The sequence below is a fragment of the Pseudomonas mandelii genome, from assembly GCF_006438925.1.
Taxonomy (GTDB): domain Bacteria; phylum Pseudomonadota; class Gammaproteobacteria; order Pseudomonadales; family Pseudomonadaceae; genus Aquipseudomonas; species Aquipseudomonas mandelii_C.
Genome location: NZ_RCZA01000028.1, coordinates 1 through 20,570 on the forward strand (window position 1 = coordinate 1; position 20,570 = coordinate 20,570).

At 57.2% G+C, this 20,570-nt stretch carries 21 protein-coding genes and 1 pseudogene; 10 read left to right on the plus strand and 12 right to left on the minus strand.

Annotated features, from left to right (window positions below; translation table 11 throughout):
* Together EAH74_RS33560 and EAH74_RS32255 are read left to right on the plus strand one after the other, a co-directional pair.
* Nucleotides 1-1,860 (plus strand): DUF637 domain-containing protein (locus EAH74_RS33560; RefSeq protein ID WP_275671814.1); only part of this gene is annotated, 1,860 nt, incomplete at its 5' end.
* Nucleotides 1,857-2,282 carry a hypothetical protein gene (locus EAH74_RS32255; RefSeq protein WP_205012935.1) on the plus strand — a complete coding sequence of 142 codons (426 nt, stop codon included), beginning with the start codon at nucleotides 1,857-1,859 and terminating at the stop codon, nucleotides 2,280-2,282. The genes EAH74_RS33560 and EAH74_RS32255, both read left to right, overlap by 4 nt.
* Here the strand turns inward: EAH74_RS32255 and EAH74_RS32260 are convergent.
* The gene (locus tag EAH74_RS32260) at nucleotides 2,273-2,821 is read right to left on the minus strand and encodes an RNA 2'-phosphotransferase (protein WP_140684384.1); all 549 of its coding nucleotides are present in this window, start codon (nucleotides 2,819-2,821) and stop codon (nucleotides 2,273-2,275) included. The genes EAH74_RS32255 and EAH74_RS32260 overlap by 10 nt on opposite strands.
* A 273-nt stretch (nucleotides 2,822-3,094) precedes the next feature.
* Here EAH74_RS32260 and EAH74_RS32265 point away from each other — a divergent pair.
* Together EAH74_RS32265 and EAH74_RS32275 are read left to right on the plus strand one after the other, a co-directional pair.
* Nucleotides 3,095-3,916 (plus strand): annotated as a pseudogene (locus EAH74_RS32265) (hemagglutinin repeat-containing protein); the annotation flags it as partial.
* A gap of 252 nt (nucleotides 3,917-4,168) precedes the next feature.
* Nucleotides 4,169-4,399: a hypothetical protein gene (locus EAH74_RS32275; protein ID WP_140684386.1), complete on the plus strand. Its 231-nt coding sequence runs from the start codon at nucleotides 4,169-4,171 to the stop codon at nucleotides 4,397-4,399.
* A 282-nt stretch (nucleotides 4,400-4,681) separates the two neighbouring features.
* Here EAH74_RS32275 and EAH74_RS32280 read toward each other — a convergent pair whose 3' ends face one another.
* Nucleotides 4,682-5,416 carry a DUF899 domain-containing protein gene (locus EAH74_RS32280; protein WP_140684388.1) on the minus strand — a complete coding sequence of 245 codons (735 nt, stop codon included), beginning with the start codon at nucleotides 5,414-5,416 and terminating at the stop codon, nucleotides 4,682-4,684.
* Between the two features lie 176 nt (nucleotides 5,417-5,592).
* On the opposite strand from EAH74_RS32280, the gene EAH74_RS32285 reads away from it, so the two are divergent.
* Nucleotides 5,593-5,982: a transcriptional regulator gene (locus EAH74_RS32285; protein WP_140684390.1), complete on the plus strand. Its 390-nt coding sequence runs from the start codon at nucleotides 5,593-5,595 to the stop codon at nucleotides 5,980-5,982.
* Between the two features lie 122 nt (nucleotides 5,983-6,104).
* On the opposite strand, the gene EAH74_RS32295 is transcribed toward EAH74_RS32285, so the two are convergent.
* The 3 genes from EAH74_RS32295 to EAH74_RS32305 form a co-directional block, all read right to left on the minus strand.
* A complete protein-coding gene (locus EAH74_RS32295; RefSeq protein ID WP_140684394.1) occupies nucleotides 6,105-6,974 on the minus strand; it encodes a DUF6279 family lipoprotein in 870 nt (289 codons plus the stop codon).
* An 80-nt stretch (nucleotides 6,975-7,054) separates the two neighbouring features.
* Nucleotides 7,055-7,771, minus strand: coding sequence for a TorF family putative porin (locus EAH74_RS32300; protein ID WP_140684396.1), 717 nt, complete (start codon nucleotides 7,769-7,771; stop codon nucleotides 7,055-7,057).
* Nucleotides 7,772-7,990: 219 nt separating this feature from the next.
* Complete coding sequence (locus tag EAH74_RS32305; protein ID WP_017337097.1) at nucleotides 7,991-8,179, minus strand: hypothetical protein; 189 nt, start codon at nucleotides 8,177-8,179, stop codon at nucleotides 7,991-7,993.
* Nucleotides 8,180-8,530: 351 nt separating this feature from the next.
* Between EAH74_RS32305 and EAH74_RS32310 the strand changes: the two genes are divergently transcribed.
* On the plus strand, nucleotides 8,531-9,367 hold the full coding sequence (locus tag EAH74_RS32310; protein WP_033056115.1) for a CvfB family protein: 837 nt from the start codon (nucleotides 8,531-8,533) through the stop codon (nucleotides 9,365-9,367).
* A 291-nt stretch (nucleotides 9,368-9,658) separates the two neighbouring features.
* Nucleotides 9,659-10,591 (plus strand): DMT family transporter, encoded by a 933-nt coding sequence (locus EAH74_RS32315; RefSeq protein WP_140684398.1) that lies wholly within the window; start codon nucleotides 9,659-9,661, stop codon nucleotides 10,589-10,591.
* Here EAH74_RS32315 and EAH74_RS32320 read toward each other — a convergent pair.
* Entirely contained in the window at nucleotides 10,536-11,717 is a 1,182-nt protein-coding gene (locus EAH74_RS32320) for an MFS transporter (RefSeq protein ID WP_140684400.1), read from the minus strand. The genes EAH74_RS32315 and EAH74_RS32320 overlap by 56 nt on opposite strands.
* Nucleotides 11,718-11,820: 103 nt before the next feature.
* Here EAH74_RS32320 and ptrR point away from each other — a divergent pair, with 103 nt between their 5' ends.
* Both ptrR and EAH74_RS33665 read left to right on the plus strand, forming a co-directional pair.
* Entirely contained in the window at nucleotides 11,821-12,714 is an 894-nt protein-coding gene (ptrR, locus tag EAH74_RS32325; RefSeq protein WP_140684402.1) for a putrescine utilization regulator PtrR, read from the plus strand.
* Nucleotides 12,715-12,853: 139 nt separating this feature from the next.
* Nucleotides 12,854-12,982 carry a PA1414 family protein gene (locus EAH74_RS33665; protein WP_257737111.1) on the plus strand — a complete coding sequence of 43 codons (129 nt, stop codon included), beginning with the start codon at nucleotides 12,854-12,856 and terminating at the stop codon, nucleotides 12,980-12,982.
* Nucleotides 12,983-13,104: 122 nt separating this feature from the next.
* Here the strand turns inward: EAH74_RS33665 and EAH74_RS32330 are convergent, their stop codons facing one another.
* From EAH74_RS32330 to speB, 6 genes are all read right to left on the minus strand, one after another.
* Nucleotides 13,105-13,356, minus strand: a complete 252-nt coding sequence (locus EAH74_RS32330; RefSeq protein WP_140684404.1) for an acyl carrier protein — start codon at nucleotides 13,354-13,356, stop codon at nucleotides 13,105-13,107.
* 55 nt (nucleotides 13,357-13,411) lie between these two features.
* Entirely contained in the window at nucleotides 13,412-14,137 is a 726-nt protein-coding gene (locus EAH74_RS32335) for an MBL fold metallo-hydrolase (RefSeq protein ID WP_140684406.1), read from the minus strand.
* 85 nt (nucleotides 14,138-14,222) lie between these two features.
* A complete protein-coding gene (locus EAH74_RS32340) occupies nucleotides 14,223-15,602 on the minus strand; it encodes a sodium:solute symporter (protein ID WP_140684408.1) in 1,380 nt (459 codons plus the stop codon).
* A gap of 169 nt (nucleotides 15,603-15,771) precedes the next feature.
* Nucleotides 15,772-17,283 (minus strand): purine-cytosine permease family protein, encoded by a 1,512-nt coding sequence (locus EAH74_RS32345; protein ID WP_140684410.1) that lies wholly within the window; start codon nucleotides 17,281-17,283, stop codon nucleotides 15,772-15,774.
* Nucleotides 17,284-17,337: 54 nt separating this feature from the next.
* Nucleotides 17,338-17,745 carry a YybH family protein gene (locus EAH74_RS32350; RefSeq protein WP_033056105.1) on the minus strand — a complete coding sequence of 136 codons (408 nt, stop codon included), beginning with the start codon at nucleotides 17,743-17,745 and terminating at the stop codon, nucleotides 17,338-17,340.
* Nucleotides 17,746-17,754: 9 nt separating this feature from the next.
* Nucleotides 17,755-18,705, minus strand: a complete 951-nt coding sequence (gene speB, locus EAH74_RS32355) for an agmatinase (protein ID WP_123364478.1) — start codon at nucleotides 18,703-18,705, stop codon at nucleotides 17,755-17,757.
* A gap of 969 nt (nucleotides 18,706-19,674) precedes the next feature.
* Between speB and EAH74_RS32360 the strand changes: the two genes are divergently transcribed.
* Entirely contained in the window at nucleotides 19,675-20,568 is an 894-nt protein-coding gene (locus EAH74_RS32360) for a LysR family transcriptional regulator (protein ID WP_007945995.1), read from the plus strand.
* Nucleotides 20,569-20,570 lie beyond the last annotated feature (2 nt).

Consider the following 20,570-nt stretch of genomic DNA (forward strand, 5'->3'; position numbering starts at 1 on the left):
CATGACAGCTGGGATGAAAGCCATTCCGGGCTGGGTGGCCCGGCGATGATCATTATCATCATCATCGTCACCTACTTCACGGCCGGTGCAGCCTCCGGTTTCGTGGCTTCTGCCGCAAACGCAGGGGCGGGCAGCGCATTCGCAGCCGGCGCTGCAGCGACCGCAGCGACTGCAACGACCGCAGCGACGCAAGCTGTCGCCGCTGGTTGGGCGAACGCTGCCCTCACCGCCATGCTCACCTCCGCAGCCAGTACGGCCACGGTCAGTACCATCAACAATAAAGGCAATCTTGGCGCGGCCGTCAAAGAAACCTTCAGCGCCGACAGCATGAAAAACTACATTGTTGCCGGGGCCGTGGCGGGTCTTACCACCGGTCTGTTCAACGATTGGACCGGTACCACCACAGAACCCGGTGTCGCGCTGACTGATTCCACCAGTGGGGCTTTGGCTAACACGGGCAAAGTTGTCGTTTCCAACTCCGGCGGGTTGAGCAGCCTGGAAGGTATCGCCCAGTTCACTGCGAACCAGGCACTGCAAAACAGCACCTCTGCGCTGCTCAATAAAGCATTGGGTCGCGACGGCAGCCTTGGTGATGCCTTGCAAAGCAGTCTGGTGAATGCGTTTGCTGCCTATGGCTTCAACCTGGTGGGTGATATCAGTGTGGAGAACGGCCTGCCAAACGGAGGCCTCGCCAAAATTGGCCTGCACGCGGTGATGGGAGGCTTGGCGTCACTTGCTGCGGGCGGAGACTTTAAAACGGGTGCCTTGGCGGCCGGCGTCAACGAAGCCCTGGTCGACGATTTGGCCTCGGTCTATGCCGGGATGCCAAAGGAGGACAGGGATCGACTGTTGCTGATGAACTCGCAACTGATCGGGGTGCTGACGACTGCGGTTCAAGACCCTGATGCCGATACTGACAAGTTGCAAACCGGGGCGTGGGCCGCGCAGAACGGGACACAGTACAACTTCCTGAATCATGATCAATTGGCGGAGGCTGCTAAGGAATTGCGTGCCTGTGGAGATGCAGCCTGCCGCGAGGAGACTCTAACCCGCTATAAAGAGCTGAGCTTTGCTCAGGATTTAGAAGCCGCGGCGGCGTGTTCAGATAGTCAGGCCAGTTGCGCGGACTATTCCAGAGAAGTTGCCAACACCATGGCCAATCTGGACGATGTTTATCAGTTGCTGGGCGATGGTCCGACGAAGGAATGGGACGCCCTACGGCAATCCAACCTCGGGTTCCAGGAGATGCTCGCGACGTTCACTGCTGGGCATACCTCTGGAGCCATCGCTGAAGCGGTGCAGCAAAAATGGGGGCTTTCGGACGAGCAAACCAAGATTGTTGCTGATAATCTGGTATTGGTCGCTGCTGGCGGTGTAGCAGCAGTTGCTGCTAAAAAGGCATTGACTGAAGCATTTGGTGCAAAGGGTACAAAAGGCGCAGGCAATGCAACACTTTATGCTGCTGATGATATTCGCTTCTCGCAGAATACTGTTTCGTTCAACAAAACGGACCGGATTTCTGGTACGAACTACACCTATGACGATTTAGTCCAGAGCATGAAAACCAATGGCTGGAAAGGTGATCCGGTTGATGTGGTGAGAATGCCTGATGGCAAGCTGACTAGTATGGATAACACTCGAATTGCAGCTGCCAGAGAGGCGGGGATCGACGTGAATGCTAGCGTTCGTGGATTTGATGATCCATTGACGCCAGCTATTCAAGAGGCGAGAGGGTGGCAGAGTTTTGATACTTGGGGAGAGGCAATAACTGGTCGTATAAACAAGCAGTCAGGAGGGTTTTCTGCTGCCAATCCTTACGGTTCAACAGAGCCACCACGTATTTCTGGAGGCGGGAAATGATGAAGCCTTTTTTGTATGAACTTCCAATTTTACCAGATGGGTTTCAATTTCCTATCGACTATCTAAATGTGGTTTTGGATGACGAGATAGATATAGCACCTTGGCGATTTTTAACGAAAGATATGGCTCTCTCTCTTTTTTATTATGGCTCTATGCTTTTGAAATTTCCGGGAGCTGTGCTGATTCCATTTGCAATTATTCAAGATGAGTCAGGATTATATAATGATGGCTGGGTAGTTCTGGCTTGTTTTGAAGGAAGCAAGGGGGGCAATTCAGGTGTTCGGATTTATGATTACTCAAGGCCAAAATTAAGTCCTTGGGATAATTTGGCTTACTCTGGTTTCTCTGAATGGTTTAGATCTGCCAAAGAAGAATCTGCTCGTTATAAAGCTGATCGGAGCGGAGGCGAAGGCTATTCCTGATGTATAAAAAAATTGGGGACGTGACCCGTTAACCAAACACCGTTCTCAGCCTGAAAAAAATTGAAGCCCTGCTGGTACATTTGCAGGGCTTCAATTTGTAGCACTACAGGTGTTCCATATCGCTGTCCTACCGATGTTGCAGTGGCTATGTCTTGTGATAAATGCACATGATGGCGAGACCCCGAAAGTAATCCTTGTTGCTGAATTGACTCTAGAAAGCGAGTTGCTGTTCCGTGGTATAAGTACTCGGGTGGCTCTTTCTTAACATACTGGAGGTTTACGCTTCCAGTTGAATGCCCTTGCACGGCGCGAATGTATTGCGCGTCGTTAGAAATAGCAAAGCGTTTTTTATCGCTGCTGCTGACAACAGCCAGGATCAGTTCGCGATCTAGAACACACCCTTCCTTAGCTGCGCCTGCAATTAAGATATCAATTTCCGCCCAGCCTTCCATGTCTAGCTGAAGTCCAATGGACTGCGGTTCATGTCGCAATACATAGCTGAGGAACTTACTGGCTTCGTTGAGCTTTTTGCTGTTCATGGTTACTGTTCTGATTCTGGAGTGAGTAAAAAATCGTTTTGTCTGGTGTTTCAAAATCATCGCATCAAGCAGCGTTAAGGGGCCAGATTTATTTATTTATTTATTTATTTATTGCTTGGTTGGACTGGTAATTAAATGAATCTGAGAATCATCTTGCCGGCCTCCCTCACGGAGGTGACGCAAAACACAAGGTGGGAACTTAGTCTTCTGTTGTGAGGAGGTCGTGATGAAAATCTGTGGCATAGACCTGCGTTCGAACAACAGCGTTGTGGTGGTTATCGCCTCGACCTGAAAGCCGGCAACAACATAGTCAACAAAGCCGGCGGCATCATCGCCGGTCGTGACGTCACGCTCACCGCCACCCGGGGCGACGTGATCAACGAACGCACCGTCACCACCCACGAAAGCAGCAGCGGCTATCGCAGCGAGCGCACCGACTTCGTCGACAACGCTGTCCGGATAGAAGCCGGAAACTCGCTCACCCTCAACGCCGGACGCGATATCAACAACGTTGGCGGCGTGCTGAAAAGCGGTGCCGATACCACGATCACTGCCGGTCGTGACGTCAACCTCACTTCAGCCGAACAGATCGTCAGCGGCGAGCGCGGTCTGCACCGCAATCAGACCATCACCCAATATGGCTCAGACATTGATGTCGGGCAGGACCTGAAGGTCAACGCCGGACGGGATATCACCGCTATCGCCAGCCAGATCGACGCCAAACGCGATGTGAGCATGAGCGCTGTCGGCGACTTGACCCTGGCTTCGGCGGCGGATGAACAGCACTCGTACAGCAAGAGCAAGAAGGTTGCCAGTCAGGAGGATCATGTCAGTCAGGTGTCTACGACGGTCACTGCGGGGGGCAGCATTGCCCTGAATGCAGGCAAGGATTTGACGCTGATCTCAAGCAAGGTCACCGCCGGGGATGAGGCCTACCTGGTGGCGGGTGACAAGCTCGAGCTGCTGGCGGCGCAAGACAGCGACTACTCGCTGTATGACATGAAGAAGAAGGGCTCCTTCGGCGCGAAGAAAACCCAGCGCGACGAAGTGACCGATGTGAAATACATCGGCAGTGAAATCACCACCGGGGGCAACTGTCACGAAGACGCTCCCTGATGGACGAATTCGTTATTACACACAGGAAGTACCTGCTCGAACTGAAGGCACTACTCGTGGCGCATCGTTTGCCACGGAATACAATCCTGCGACTGGCTCCACTAGGCAATGGATGGAAAGCTATGATCATTCAGGAAATGTCATTCGGGTTCACCCTAAAAGCATTAATGGGCAGCCAGTTAGCGCGCAGCACTATCCTCCTACAGGTGCAGAGTTGGGGAGCTGGAAATAATGTATTCACAAGCTGATCTGGCTATGGAGCTAGAAAGAACACTGGTTAGGGGGTTCGATGTCGCCAGGGTTTCTAAAGTGGCGTTCGAAATTTATCAGGAGCATGGTCTAGAAATTACGGCATCTATGGATCGTGCACTGCTCACACTGATGGCAATGGAAGAGGGTGAGGAGTTCGAGTTAACTGAGTCTGAGTTTTTTGCTCTGATCTCAGAGATTAAAGCTATGTAGATGGTGCAAAAGGACTAGAAATTACGCCGGGTAAGTTTGATTATCTGTTTGGCCGCGTGGCGATTCATAGGGCGTTTGCCTGGTGGCAGTCAGGCAACCGGCCGCAACCTACAGAACACCACGCAACCTTGCTCGCGATAGCGGTGTATCAGTTGATATCGATGTTGAATGTTAGTCAGTCATCGCGAGCAGGCTCGCTCCCACAGGGGATTTGTGGTGTTCATGGGGACTGTGTCCAGCCCGGACCAATCCCCCGATGGCTGTGCCTCGAACCCTGAGGGTCTACTCTCCATGGCAGCAACTGGCCGCTGCCTTGTCCTCATACCGGTCGTGATGCCTCACCCACTCCATGATTTCCTCTTCATTGCGGCCCTTAGGCGTGAGGTCGAGGTAGTTATAGGCCCCGACCAACATGTCCAGGCCTCGGGCATAGGTGGAATAGGTGTGGAAAATCTCGCCGGCTTCGTTTCGATAAAACACGCTGAGGCCAGGAAGTTCTTCTTCGGCGCCGTCAGATTTTTCGTAGTTGTAGGTGGCTTTTCCGGCGGTGACGTCTTCTGCTCGGGCCGAAACGCCAAAGTCGTAATTGAAGTCACTACCTTCTGACGATACCCAATCAAACTTCCAGCCCATACGCCGTTTGAACCCCTGGAATTCGGCACACGGCGCGTGGGAAACCGCCAACACGGCCACGTCATGATGGGCCAGGTGCTGGTTGGCGCCGTCAATGTGATCGGACAGGAACGAGCAGCCGGAGCAACCTTCGTCCCAGCCTTTGCCAAACATGAAGTGGTAGATGACCAACTGGCTACGGCCGCCGAACAGGTCCGCCAGTTTCAGTTCGCCGTTCGGGCCCTGGAAACGGTAGTCCTTGTCGATTTTCACCCAGGGCAGGGCGCGGCGTTCGGCGCTGAGTTTGTCTCGCTCTTTGGTGAAGGCTTTTTCGTGGGCCAGGTGTTGCTTGCGGGCGGCGAGCCATTCTTCTCGGGAGACGACGGGATGATTCTGAATGTTCATTGGGATTCTCCTGCGGGGGGCTGGGAGGTGACTTACACAGCCTAGTCGTTTGGCCTACGGCCAATTCGACATACCGCCGGTCGGTGCTGTTCAAAACCTCGGCTGAACGGCTACGAACCTCACCGGTCACAACCTATGAAGGCCATTTCACTCGCGGGTACTGGAGGTTGATCAGGATGACGACTTATAACTGGGATTTGATTGAACGCTTGCTGCACGAGGTGCAGAACGGTGCAAGTAGCTTCACGCCACGGCCCTATGCCGAACAGTATGCAGCGGAGAAAGCGGCGGAGGGCGAGACTATTGAGAACCTGGATCACCTGAAAGCGGTGGCCGGTGAGTATGAAAAGTTACTGTTGGCGCGTGGTTATATTGAGCCTCGGCCTGAGGAACAGGGTGGCACCGGATCGAACTACATTTTGACGCCTCGGGGCTCGAGTTTATTGAGCTTGATCGACAGCAGTATTCCGGGGAATGACCATCCGCGGCAGGTGTTGGATGAGCAGGAAGATGCGCTGGATGAGGTGACGTTTGATGAGGTGGCGTCGAAGGCGCAGATTGCCTGAAAACGCGCAAATCCAGTGTGGGAGCGGGCTTGCTCGCGAAAGCGGTGTGACAGTTAACTTATCGTTGCCTGACACACTGCATTCGCGAGCAAGCCCGCTCCCACATTGGATTTGCGTAGTACTTAGCTCTGTTTTGCGGCCTTCAGGCACTTCAAATCGTTGAAGTCTTTGCGCACCCCTTCGATCTTCTTCAGCAACCGCTGCCGCTGTTCCGGTGTGCTTTCGGCCATCAGATCTACAAAAAGTCCCCGGGCCTGAGCTTCGGTGTTGGCGTAGGCCTGGCGATAGTCAGACGTCCACAAACTCTCGCGATTGACCAGAAGCGTCTCGATTCTCTGTGGGAATTCTGGACTCTGGCGCTGCGCAACCGCTGCACTGAACTCCTTCTGCCAATGGACGCGGTTGGCGATCCATTGCGTGTTCTGGTCACCCAAGGCGTTTGACCACGCGACAACACGCAGCTGCTGGGTTGCGCTGAGCGGGCCGAGCCAATCATTCAGACGTTTTTCCATACGCTGGCTGCGTGCCTTGATCTGTTGATCAAGAGACGGTTTGAGGTATTGCTCCTGGCGTTTGCGCTGGTCCTTGGCAAAGGCCTCATTCATCTCCGCGACTTGCTGGTCATTCAGTCCCCGTAACAGCTCAATGGCCGATGGGGTGATTTCCCGCGCGGTCTGGGCGATGGCCTGTTTGGCTTCCTGGGTGCGGGCTTGCAGCGCAGCGTCTGTGACCTGGTTGGTCTCGACCATGACTTGCAAGCGGTCCAGCCAGTCGAGGTAGCCCGGCAATTGCGTGGTGCAGTGCCAGCTCAGGTGTTCCTTGAGGCGCTCGTTGAACCAGCCTTTCTGCTCGCCGTTCATGTCCAGGTAGTCGCTGAGCGTCCACGGAATGATCACGTCGAGGTTGCGATAGGCCAGGCCCACGCGGCTGCACGCACCGAGGGCGAGACTGAGGGTGATAACGACGACGAGACACTTCAACCAGCGCGACATGGGCGAATCCTTTGCGAAGGCCTGGCTTTTTTAATGGGCTTCTTTATGTGAACGCAGGATGAGCCTCGCAGTTCAGCCGATCAGTAAAAGGCGCGTTCGGCCTTGAGGGTGAGTAGCCCATCGCATTGGCTGTTGTGCCCGGAATAGGCGGAGCAGCTGTTGCCGCTCAAACTGGAATCACTGTAGATCAGGTCCAGATCGACGCCCATGAACGGGCGGGAAAGTTGCACGGACCAGTCGGTGAAACTGCCTACATACCCACCGTCGACGGACACTGGCGTGTTGAGCTGGTGGGTGGTGTATTTCATGCTGATCCCGATGCCGAACGGCTGATTGCCGCCCAGGTCGGCGAACACGGTGCTGTTTTGCTTGTCCGGGTCGTTGCTGAAGGCTGCGCCGAAACGGCTGCCCAGAAAGGTCAGGCCACCGAAAAGCTCTTGGCTGTCGAGGGTGTCCACTTTCGGATAGCTGTAACGGATCATGCCGACTTCGTACCCGAGGGTACTATCGAAAGGCTGTTTAAAGCCCATGTAGGAGTCGACTTCAAGGTTGGCCCCTGGCGTTAAACCCATGCTCGGTGCCCATTGGCCCACGTAAAAACCGCTGTCGTGACTCAGGTCGAGCCCACCGTGGAACGAGCCGGTGCTGGAAGGTTTGACCAGTCCCTGGGCCATGCTGCGGCTGGGGGTAGTGCCAAGTTTGAGATCGAAGTCGCCCAGTTCACGCTGAAAGATTTGCGCATTGGCGACCGAGCACGACAGCAGGGTGCCGAGCAATAAATAGGAGGGTTTGAGCATGCGTCACTCCATGACAGCGAGGTGCAGGCACTAAAAACCTACTGGAACGCTTGATCTAGACGTGTGCAAGCATACCGGCGAATGCTCGGCATTGAGGGCCGTTCGTCGATTTTTGAAATATTGGTTTGTTTGCAGGGGTGTTGCGAGGAGGGTTCCAGTCCAAGCGCTTCGAAGCTCAAAGCGCTTAGGGACCAGGTGACGCGACGGATCTTGGTGAAGTTACTTCTTGCCCAGGGTGATCTGCTTGGACGGGCCGAACGTCTGGCCGCTGACGCCTTTGGCAATTTGCTGGATCTCTCCGCCGGACTTGAGGAACGCAGCAATCTGGTTGTTGATCGATTCGCTGGTTTCAACGGCTGGAGCTGGCTTTGCTTTGCTGTTGGATGCTTTTACACGCATGGCGGCCATTAACCTATAGAAAATTAACTTGGCCAGGCATCGTACAGGAAATACTTGACAATTGCTTGGTAAATATCCCCCCGAAATACACGGGGCAGATGAAGAGTTAATCACAAGTTATTATTCTGAATAGGCCTCTAAGCTGCTGTTTTAACTAAGAACGATCGTGAGAAATTACAGTTTTTCGCTTGGTGGGCAGGTGCGAAAATCGCCAGAACGGCCTGACGAGCGGCCAGGCGCGTGCGGTAAAACCCAGGAAAATTAAGCCCTTCAGAGGATTTTCTTGCGCCACCGGGCTGGCCAGCGAACGCAACCCGCAAAACCGGGTAGAATGCCGCCCACGCAATGAGGGTATTGGAAATGGCTTTAGTCGGGCGCTACAACAGTTTGCAAGTGGTTAAACACACTAACTTCGGTTTATATCTGGACGGTGGCGCGGATGGCGAAATCCTCCTGCCTAATCGTTATATTCCCAAAGATATTCCCAGCGAAGATGAAGACTGGCTCAACGTTTTTATTTATCTGGACAGCGATGACAAACTCATCGCAACTACCGAAAAGCCGAAAGTTCAGGTCGGTGAGTTCGCCAGTTTAAAAGTCGTTGAAGTCAACAGCATCGGTGTTTTCCTGGATTGGGGTTTGCCGAAGGATCTGTTGCTGCCGTACTCCGAAGAAAAGCGTCAGATGACCGCCGGCGAGTATGTCGTGGTGCACGTCTACCTCGACAAGCACACCCGCCGCATCACCGCGACGGCGCGTCTGGACCGCTACCTCGACAAGACCCCGGCCAACTACACCCCCGGCCAGGAAGTTGATTTGCTGGTTGCCGAAGCCACCGATATGGGCTTCAAGGCAATCATCAACAACAAGCACTGGGGCCTGATTCACAAGAACGAAATCTTCAAGTTCATGCGCGCCGGTAAAGAAGAGAAGGGCTTTATCAAAGAAGTCCGCGCCGACGGCAAGATCAGCCTGAGCCTGCAACCGGTCGGCGAAGAAGCCGCCACCAGCCTGAACTCGAAGATTCTCGCCAAGTTGCGCGACAACAATGGCAGCCTGCCGGTCAGCGACAAGAGCGACCCGACGGTGATCAGCAGTATGTTTGGCGTGAGCAAGGGCAACTTCAAAAAGGCCATTGGTGCGTTGTACAAGAACGGCCAGATCGTCATTCATGCCGATCGCATTGAGCTGAGCTGACCGTAATACCAGTCAAGCTCTTGTAGCAGCTGTCGAGCCCCGGCGAGGCTGCGTTCGGCTGCGAAGCAGTCGTAAATCCTGTACACGCGGACTTTCTGAAACACCGCATCGTCTGAATTTACGACTGCTTCGCAGCCGAACGCAGCCTCGCCGGGGCTCGACAGCTGCTACAGAACCGGACGCAGCGTCGCTGGGGCTCGACAGCTGCTACAGGGGGGCGTTTTGCCCTATGCCGGGCTTTGTTTTTTTCTGCCGAGTTTCTGCCATGGATTGTGTTGTCGAGGTGTTCCGGTGAGTGCCACCCGGCGCAGCGCCGATGGGTTTGCCCTGCAAGTGATGATTGGGTTGTGCCTGATCTGGGGTATTCAGCAAGTGATGATCAAGTGGGCGGCGCCAGACATCGCGCCGGTCATGCAGGCCGCCGGGCGCTCGGGTATTTCCGCGTTACTCGTAGGATTGTTGATCTTCTGGAAGGGCGGCTGGGATCAAGTGGGCAATACTTGGCGCGGTGGACTACTGGCTGGCGCGCTTTTTGGCCTGGAGTTCTTCTTCATTTCCGAAGGCCTGCAACTGACCACGGCCGCGCACATGTCGGTGTTCCTTTACACCGCGCCGATCTTCACCGCATTGGGCGTTCATTGGCTGTTACCGAGTGAGCGTTTAAGGCCGGTCCAGTGGCTGGGGATTTTCCTCGCCTTCGTCGGGATCGCCATCGCCTTTGCCGGTGGGGTGTCCTGGGACAATCTCGATCACCGTATGTTGATGGGCGATGCGCTGGGCGTACTGGCCGGCGCGTCCTGGGGCGCAACCACGGTGGTGGTGCGCGCCTCTCGCCTGTCGGAAGCGCCGGTGACCCTGACGCTGTTCTATCAATTGATTGTCGGTTTCGTTGGCCTGTTGCTGATCGCGATCCTCAGCGGCCAGGTCACCCACGTCAGCCTGACCACCGTAGCGGTGGCCAGTGTGTTGTTCCAGGGATTGGTGGTCTCGTTCTTCAGTTACCTGACCTGGTTCTGGCTGTTGCGCCGTTATCTGGCGGCAAACCTGGCGGTGTTTTCGTTCATGACGCCGCTGTTTGGCGTCACGTTCGGCGTGGTGCTGCTGGGCGAAGCGCTGAGCTTCAACTTCGTTGTCGGCGCGGTGCTGGTGTTGTTGGGCATCACCTTTGTCAGCGCCGAGCAGTGGGTGCGCCGTCGCTTGCGCAAAGCCCTTGGGCAGAGCTGACCGGGCGCAATAACAGACCGCCAGCGACAATCAAACCGCTGCCGGCGAACACCAGTGCGAGTTGCAAACCACCGCTGAAGTGGCTGCTCAACGCGGCCAGCAACGGCCCGCTGAGCTGGCCCACGGCAAAGCACGCCGTCAGCAGCCCGGCGTTGCGCTGGGTGGCGTGGGGCGCCAGTTCCCGGGAACGTTGCATTACCAGCTGCATGCAGGCCAGGAACGGCGTGCCGCAAAGGATCACGCCCAAGGCCAGGCCTGGGCCGCTGCCCAACAAGCAAGCGAAAACCCCAGCCGCTTGCAGCCACAATGTCGCCATCAGCCAATAGCGAGTGCTCTGCGGGTGTTGTCGACGCAGACTCACCAGCACCACCCCGATGGCCGAAGCAAGACCGAAGCAAGGCCAGAACAGATCGGCCTGCCATTGACCATGGAACTGCGCGTTGGCCATTTGCGAGAGGAAAGTGGCCGGAATGATGTAGCCCAAACCGTACAATCCATAGACCACACCTAAACGGCCGATGCCATGATTTCCCGAACCAGCGACGCTGGGAGCGGCGGCCACGGTTGTAGCCGGTTGCGGCAGGAAGGGCAGAATCCCCAACAACATCGCCAGCCCGACGCCGGCATACACCAGCCACAAGGCAGCAGAAGTCTGCCCCAGCAGGTTCGAGCCCAAGGCCAGCAAGCCCGTCAGAAAAATCCCCAAACCCGGTCCGGCAAATACCAGGGCGCCGAGCCGTGGACGACCGGCCGCCGCGGCCAACGGCTGGCTCAACGCGGTGATCATCACCAGCACCCAGGCGCTGGCCACGCCGGTGCCGAACCGCAGCACCAGATGGGACCAAAACCCGTTGGCCCAGAACGAGGCCAATGTCAGCAATACACAGAGCCACAAACCGCCGAGCAAACGCCGGCGCACTTGCTCGGGGCGGCGAGAGAACATCGCGTCCACCGCACCGACGAAGTAGCCGAGGTAGTTGGCCGCGGCAATCAGACCGGCGGCGGTCAGGTCAATTTGGCCTTCACTGAGCAGGTGCGGCAACTGAGGCGTGAGGGCGAAACGCCCGATGCCCATGGCCATCATCAGGGCGATGAAACTGGCGAGTAAGCGAATCAGAGGGGACATGGTCTGAATTCCGGCAGAGGATCAATGACCGTCAGGCTAGGACTGATTGACTTTCTTTTAAAATGAATAATAGTGAGTAACTTGTTCTGATTTGGAGAATGGCGTGGAATTCAGCCAATTGCGGATATTCCAGGCGGTCGCGGAGGAGGGTTCCATCACCCGCGCTGCTGAACGCCTGCACCGGGTGCCATCGAACCTGTCGACCCGGCTTAAACAGCTGGAAGAGCAACTCGGCGTAGAACTGTTCGTGCGTGAGCGTCAGCGTTTGCAGTTGTCGCCTGCAGGAAAAGTCCTGCTGGACTACACCGCCAAGCTGTTCAATCTGCGCGACGAAGCCCAAGCGGCGGTGCAGGGCGGGCAACCGGCCGGGGACTTCGTGCTCGGCACCATGTACAGCACGGCGGCGATTCATCTGCCAGGATTGTTGGCGCGTTATCACCGCACTTACCCGGCAGTGAACCTGCAAGTGCAGTCCGGGCCAAGCGGCGAATTACTTGAAGGTTTACTCACCGGTCGCCTCGATGCGGCGTTGGTGGACGGTCCGCTGGAACTGGCCGGGCTGGACGGCGTGCCGTTGTGCGACGAACGGCTGGTGCTGATCAGCGAGGCCGATCACCCGCCGATTCTCAGCGCGCTGGATGTGGAAGGGCGGTCGGTGTTCACCTTTCGGCAGGGTTGTTCCTACCGGATGCGCCTGGAAGCCTGGTTTGCCCATTACCATGCGGCGATGGGCCGGGCGATGGAAATCGAGTCTTATCCGGGGATGCTTGCCTGTGTGATCGCCGGCTCTGGCGTGGCGCTGATGTCAGAGTCGATGCTCGCCAGCCTGCCGGGCCGCGAAAGCGTGGCGGTGCATCCGTTGGTCGAGCCATTTGCCAGTGCCACCACGTGGCTGATGTGGCGCAAAGGCATGGTCGGGGCGAACTTGAATGCCTGGCTTGAGCAGCAACAATTGCTCTATCCGTCGGCGCCGAGTCAGGCTCGGGCGATGGCTTGAACTATCGGTCAGGTATTTTGATCAATTCAGTAACAGATCATTGCGACTTTGGGCGAGCATTACGTAGGACTTCGGACTATTATCAGTGCGAAGTGGCTACAGAATTTTGGCCACTCGGCACTACCCTGAAGGGGGCACCATGAAAGAGAAAATCCAAAACTGGCTGCACGACTTGGGTGTTGCACTCGGTTTGATCGAACCACCGATGCAACCTGTGCCTATTCGCACTGACGACGAACAACGCCGGCGCCAACAGCGACGCCGGTAACGCGTCAGGGCCTAAAAGATCGCAGCCTTCGGCAGCTCCTACAGTGAGCAGCGCCAATGCTGCGATTGACCGTCTACCTGTGGAGCGGCCGAAGGCTGCGATCTTGCTTGGCGGTCTACGGGTCAATGCCTTCCGATCTCCATCAAAAACCGACTCAAGTCATTCGCCGTCCTGGCGGTCTTGAGCATCTGATCTTCCTCCGCCGTAAACGCCGTCAAACCCAGCTCATCTTCCAGATGGAAGATCAGCTCTTCGATATCTTCTTTATCCAGTCCCAATTGAGCGAGGCTCGCGTTGTCGTCGAAGTCATCCTGAGCCTCCAGCAGGCGGCGGATGAAGCGATGCACGGCAGCACGAACGGCAGCTCTTTTCATGGTGGTTCTTCGAGGGCGTTATTGTTGTTGTCCCCGGGCCTGAGTACAGCAGGCTTCAGGCGTGCAAGCGCTGCCACTCGTCAATCATCGTGCGCAAATGCTCGCCGGAAAAACTCCCGAAATGCCCGCCATGCACTGTGCGGATCGGCAACTCGCGCAAACGCTGCAGGCTGCGGGCGTAGTCGTCCAGGTTGGAGTGGTAGGCGTCTTCGATCAGCGGCCCGTCGTAGATGATGTCGCCACTGAACAGGGTCTCGGTCGCCGCTTCGTACAGGCTGATGCCGCCCGGTGAATGCCCCGGCGTGTGCAGCACTTGCAGCGTGCGGTTGCCCAGATCCAGCACGTCACCTTCTTCGATCAAACCTGTGGCTGGTGCGGCTTTGACCCGATACTCGGCGTAGCATAACGGGCAGTCGGGATGCGCTTCGAACATCTCGTCGCCGACAAACGCCGTGCTCAGTGTGTTTTCGCCGTCCGGTGACGCGAGGATCTGCGCTTCAGCCGGATGCACCAGTCGTTCAGGAAATTCGTGATGGCCGGCGATGTGGTCGAAATGGCAATGGCTGGCCACGGCGACCAGCGGCCGCTCGGTGATCCACGGCAGTTGCTCGCGCAGGCTGACCAGCCCGGAACCGCTGTCGAGCAGCAAGTCTTTGTCGCGGCCCTGGATGTGCCAGAGGTTGCAGCGATAGAAGGGGCGGATATAAGGCTCGTGAATCAATCGGATGCCGTCACTGAGCTGTTTCACTTCGAACCACTGATCGCGAGAAACAATCTTCATCAAAGGTTTTCTCCAGACGAAAAAAAACGGGTGTGGCAACCGACGCCACACCCGTCGAAGAAAGCATCAAGTCGTTATGTTCAGCTTAGGCGGCGTTGGCCACCATTACCGGGCGACGGGACATCAGGCTGACCAGCACGAAGCTCACCAGACCAACGCCGAGGCTGTAGTAGATCGGGGTGTTGGCATCCAGACCGTCTTTGAACATGAACACCAACGCCGTGGCGAAGCCCATGCCCATGCTGGCGATAGCACCCGCTGTGTTTGCACGTTTCCAGAAAATCGCACCGATCAGCGGGATCAGCATGCCGCCCACCAGCAGGTTGTACGCCAGGGTCAGGGCACTGATCACGTCATTCACGACCAGAGCGATGCCAAGTACCACGATGCCGGTCAGCAGGGTGAACAGGCGGTTCATGCCCAGGCTCGACTGTTTACCACCGCGCAGTTTCGGCAGCAGGTCTTCGGTCAGGGTGGTGGCAGCGGCGAGCAGGCCGGCACTGGCGGTGGACATCATGGCCGCCAGGGCAGCGGCGATCACCAGGCCACGGATACCGTCCGGCAGGGACAGTTTGACGATGGCGGCGAAGGCGTTGTTGACGTTGTCCAGGTCCGGGATCAGCACATGAGCGGCCATGCCGATCAGGGCGCAGGCCAGTCCGTAAAGGATGCAGTAGAAGCCTGCGAATGTACCGGCGACCTGAGCCACTTTGGCGCTCTTGACGGTGAACACACGCTGCCAGATGTCCTGGCCGATCAGGATCCCGAAGAAGTAGATCATGAAGTAGGTGATGATGGTGTCCCAGCCAATTGTGGTGAAGCTGAAGGCGCTCGCCGGCAGTTTCAGCACCAACTCATCCCAGCCGCCGACGCGGTACAGGCAGATTGGCAACAGGATGAACATCAGGCCAACGGTCTTGATCACGAACTGGACGATGTCGGTCAGGGTCAGGGACCACATGCCGCCGATCGCCGAGTAAATCACCACCACGCCACCGCCGAGCAATACCGACAGCCAGAACGGCAGGCCGAACAGCACTTGCAGCACAGTGCCAATGGCCAGGATCGAGACCACGCCGATCATCAGCGCGTAGGCCAGCATGATCACTGCGCTCGCGGAGCGGGCCATCGGGTTGTAGCGTTTTTCCAATACCTGGGTAACGGTGTAGATCTTCAGTTTCAGCAGCGGTTTGGCGAGAAACAGGTTCAGTGCCACGATCCCGCAACCGAGGGCCGCGCAGAGCCAGAAACCGGAGATGCCATGGACGTAGCCCAGGCGCACGGTGCCGACGGTGGACGCGCCGCCCAGGACGGTGGCGGCCATGGTGCCCATGTACAGGCTCGGGCCGAGGTTACGACCGGCGACCAAAAAGTCTTCGTTGGTCTTGGCCTTGCGCATGCCGTAGTAGCCGAGTATCAGCATCGCGGCGGCGTAGATGAGTACGACGAATAAATCCAATGCCATGATGGCGTGTCTCCGATTGTCTTTTTTATGGTGAAACAAAAATATTTCTGTGGGGCATCCTTCTGTGGGAGTGAGCCTGCTCGCGATAGCGGTCTTGCAGTCACATCAATGTTGGATGTGCCGCCGTCATCGCCGGCAAGCCGGTCTCGCTCCCACAAGGGAAAGGTTGTCAGGCGGGCTGACGTAGTTCAGGTTTTGCCATGGTGCTTGCACCCTTGCTGCGTGCATCGTTTGGACCGAACACCGCGGCCGATTCCGGGAACAGGCTCAACAGCGCCAGGTACACCAGCGACGCCAGGCCAAGGGTGACCGGCAAGCTGATGTCGATGCCGCCGGCCAGTTCACCGAGCGGACCAACGAACTGCCCAGGCAGGTTCACAAAGCACAAGCCCACCGCAGCACTCGGGATCCAGGCACCCAGCCCACGCCAGTTCCAGCCATGCGTGAACCAGTAGCGGCCACCTTTTTCGCCGCGGGTGAACACTTGCAGGTCATCCGGGCAGTAGAAGCCACGGCGCACCAGCAGGCCGATGATCATGATCACCATCCACGGAGTGGTGCAGGTGATGATCAGCACGGCGAAGGTCGACACGCTCTGCACCAGGTTCGCTGCAAAACGGCCGATGAAGATGAAGGCAATCGACATCACACCGATCAGCAGTGTGGCCTTGACCCGCGACAGCACGCGAGGGAACACGCTGGACATGTCCAGCCCGGTGCCATAGAGCGAGGTGGTGCCGGTGGACATGCCGCCGATCACCGCAATCAGGCACACCGGCAGGAAGAACCAGCTCGGCGAGACAGCCAGCAGACCGCCGACGTAGTTATTGGCGGCGATGTAGTCCGGTGCCTTGATCGCTACGATGGTGGCGGTGGCGAGGCCGAACAGGAACGGGATGAAGGTTGCAATCTGCGAGATCACCACCGCCGCCATGATCCGGCGCTTGGAGGTATCACGCGGGATGTAACGCGACCAGTCACCGAGGAACGCGCCGAAGGAAATCGGGTTGCTCATGGCCACCAGCGCAGCACCGATAAAGGCTGCCCAGAAACCCGGTTGGCCCATGCTGACGGTGCCGGCGTAGTTCACATCGAACGGACCGATGAAGGCGAAGATGCCCAGCAGGAACAACAGACTGGCACTCCATACCGCGATCTTGTTGACCCACAGCAGGAAGCGGAAGCCATAGATGCAGACTGTCAGTACCAGGATCGCGAACAGACCGTAGGCCAGGCCCAGGGTCAGGTCAGTTTCCGGAAGACCGATCAGGCGTTTGGCGCCACCGATCAGCGCATCACCCGAACTCCACACCGAGAGCGAGAAGAAGGCGATGGCGGTCAACAGCGACAGAAACGAACCGACGATCCGCCCGTGCACGCCGAAGTGCGCACCGGAAGACACGGCGTTGTTGGTGCCATTGATCGGACCGAACAGGCCCATTGGCGCGAGGATCAGCGAGCCCAGCAACACGCCCAGCACAATCGCCCAGACGCCCGCCTGAAAAGACAGGCCGAACAGTACCGGGAAACTGCCGAGCACGGCGGTGGCAAAAGTGTTGGAACCACCGAAGATCATCCGGAACAAATCCGTCGGGCCTGCGGTGCGTTCACTGTCCGGGATCTGTTCGACCCCGTAGGTTTCAATGTGCGTAAGGCTTTGGTCTTTGTTGTTGTTATTCATGATCAGCTCCGATCATAAAGGCGCGCTCATCGTGTGTGAGCGTCACCTGTTTGGCTAAGGGGTTGGCAGCCCTTCCGGCATCGCGGACAAATGTTCGTGGCAGGCCAGCCATAGGCCTTGTTGTTGTCGGCGAAACACAATCGTCTCGCGCTCCTGGCTGAAGTGTTGCTCCCCTTGCATGCGCAGCTCGGTGGCCACGTCATGGATGAAAATCGCCACGTCACCCTGCAGGCTGACGAAGGCGTTGCTTGAAGTACACGAAAGCACTTCGAAGCCATCCTCCGAGCGCCAGGTGTCCCACAACGCCTGATAGGCATCGCGCGACAGCAGGGGCTGTTCGAGGGTGTAGAACACGAAGCTGGCGTCGGCGCTGAAGGCGCCGAAGTAAGCTTCGCGATCATTACGGGCAAAGGCGGTTACCAGATCGGCAGCGGCCTTGAGTACCTGATCACGTTCGTTCACGACCAATCCTCAGCGGTGGACCACGCCAGGCAGTACGCAGAGCATTTCGTACAGCAGGTTGGCGGCCAGCAGTGAGGTGTTGCCGGTGGTGTCGTAAGCGGGCGAGACTTCTACCAGATCGCAACCGACCAGGTCGAGGCCTTGGCAGCCGCGAACGATTTCAATTGCCTGAATGGTCGTGAGACCTCCGATTTCCGGGGTGCCGGTACCTGGCGCCCAGGCAGGGTCGATGCCGTCGATGTCGAAAGTCAGGTACACCGGACCGCCGCCGACTTTCTCGCGAACTTCAGCCATCAACGGGGCCAGGGATTTGTGCCAGCACTCTTCGGCCTGAACCACGCGGAAGCCTTGATTGCGGCTCCAGTTGAAGTCGTCAGCGGTGTAGCCCTGAGCGCGCAGACCAATTTGCACGACACGGTCGTTGTCCAGAAGGCCTTCTTCAACGGCGCGACGGAAGGTGGTGCCGTGGGCGATTTTCTCGCCGAACATGTGATCGTTCACATCGGCGTGAGCGTCGATGTGCACCAGGCCGACCTTGCCGTGCTTCTTATGGATCGCACGCAGGATGGGCAGGGTGATAGTGTGGTCGCCGCCGAGGGTCAGGGGGATCACATTGTGTTCGAGGATTTTGTGGTAGGACTCTTCGATGATCCGTACCGCGTCCAGCAGGTTGAACGTGTTGATCGCCACGTCACCGATGTCGGCAACCGACAGCGAGTCGAACGGTGCAGCGCCGGTGGCCATGTTGTACGGGCGGATCATCACCGATTCAGCGCGGATTTCGCGAGGTCCGAAACGGGTGCCTGGGCGCAGGGACGTGCCGATGTCCAGCGGGACGCCAACGAAGGCAGCATCGAGACCGGCAGCGGTTGGCAAATGGGGAAGGCGCATCATGGTGGCGATGCCGCCGAAGCGCGGCATTTCATTGCCGCCCAGTGGTTGGTGAAGAATCTTGTCCACGGGTAAGGCCTCATCGTCGTTGTTTTATTTATGTCGGTTGCGCAGGTCGGGGAGACGCAGGCACCGCTGTGGGGGCAATTCTGCGAAATGTAGTGGCCGGGAAGAATCGCTATGGGCAAATACTTAGTTCAGATTTTTCTAAACTAATGGCTGGAGGGGGATTAGACTTTGCGGCATTGAGATTTGTGCTCGCCTCAAGAACGACCCCTCACCCTAACCCTCTCCCCAGGGGGGAGAGGGGACGACCGAGGTGTTCTCGGGAATTACATCGACCTGAAATATCGAGTCAAACTCAGGATTTGAAAGCCATGGAGATCGGCTCCCTTTCCCCTTCTCCCCAGGGGGGAGAGGGGACGACCGAGGTGTTCTCGGGAATTACATCGACCTGAAATATCGAGTCAAACTCAGGATTTGAAAGCCATGGAGATCGGCTCCCTTTCCCCTTCTCCCCAGGGGGGAGAGGGGACTGACCGAGGTGTTCTCGGGAATTACATCGACCTGAAATATCGAGTCAAACTCAGGACTTGAAAGCCATGGAGATCGGCTCCCTTTCCCCTTCTCCCCAGGGGGGAGAGGGGACTGACCGAGGTATTCTCGGGAATTACATCGACCTGAAATATCGAGTCAAACTCAGGATTTGAAAGCCATGGAGATCGGCTCCCTTTCCCCTTCTCCCCAGGGGGGAGAGGGGACTGATCGAGGTGTTCTCGGGAATTACATCGACCTGAGATATCGAGTCAAACTCAGGACTTGAAAGCCATGGAGATCGGCTCCCTTTCCCCTTCTCCCCAGGGGGAGAGGGGACTGATCGAGGTGCTCTCGGGAATTACATCGACCTGAAATATCGAGTCAAACTCAGGATTTGAAAGCCATGGAGATCGGCTCCCTTTCCCCCTCTCCCCCGTGGGGAGAGGGCTGGGGTGAGGGGTGGATTCAACAGGCAACACATTTCTAAAACCCGGAGCCCCCATGGCCAACGCATTACCCGACCTGAAACTGTTGCGCATCTTCGTCAGCGTGGTTCGCCATCAGGGGTTTGCCAACGCCCAGCAAGAGCTCAACCTCTCGACCTCGGCCATCAGCACTTACATGAGCCAGCTCGAAGCCGCCCTCGGTCTGGTGCTCTGCCATCGCGGTCGTGGTGGTTTCAGCCTGACCAGCAAAGGCGAACTGTTCCACCAGGAAACCCTGCGTCTGCTCGGTGAACTCGAAGGCTTCGAGCAATACGCTGCCGCCCTCAAAGGCGAACTGCGCGGCACCTTGAACCTCGGCGTCATCGACTCCACCGTCAGCGACAAGGCCTTGCCGTTCGCCGAAGCCATTGGCGCCTACAGCCAGGAACACCCGGCCGTGCATTTGCATTTGTCGGTCATGAGCCCTTACGAACTGCAACTCGGCGTGCAGGACAACCGCCTCGACCTGGCCATCGGCGCGTTCTCCACGCGCATGAGCGGTCTGGTCTACATGCCGCTGTACCGCGAACAACACTGGTTGTATTGCAGCAGTCGTCATCCGCTGTTCACCGAGCGGCGCATTCCCGAGCAAGTCATCACTCAGCAACGCATGGTTGGTCGTGGTTACTGGAGCCAGGCGGAACTGGCACGCCACGGCTTCAAACACAGCGCGGCGACGGTGGAAAGTATGGAGGCGCAGCTGATTCTGGTGCTGTCGGGCGCCTACATCGGTTACCTGCCGGAGCACTACGCGCAGGCTTGGGCGGATAAGGGCGATTTGCGAGTGCTGCTGCCGGCGACTTTCGGTTATCAGGCGCCGTTTTCGATGATCGTGCGTCGTGGCCGCAGCCGCGAGCCGCTGATCCAGACCTTTCGCGATTTGCTCAAAGCGCAACTGAATCAGGCTTGAAA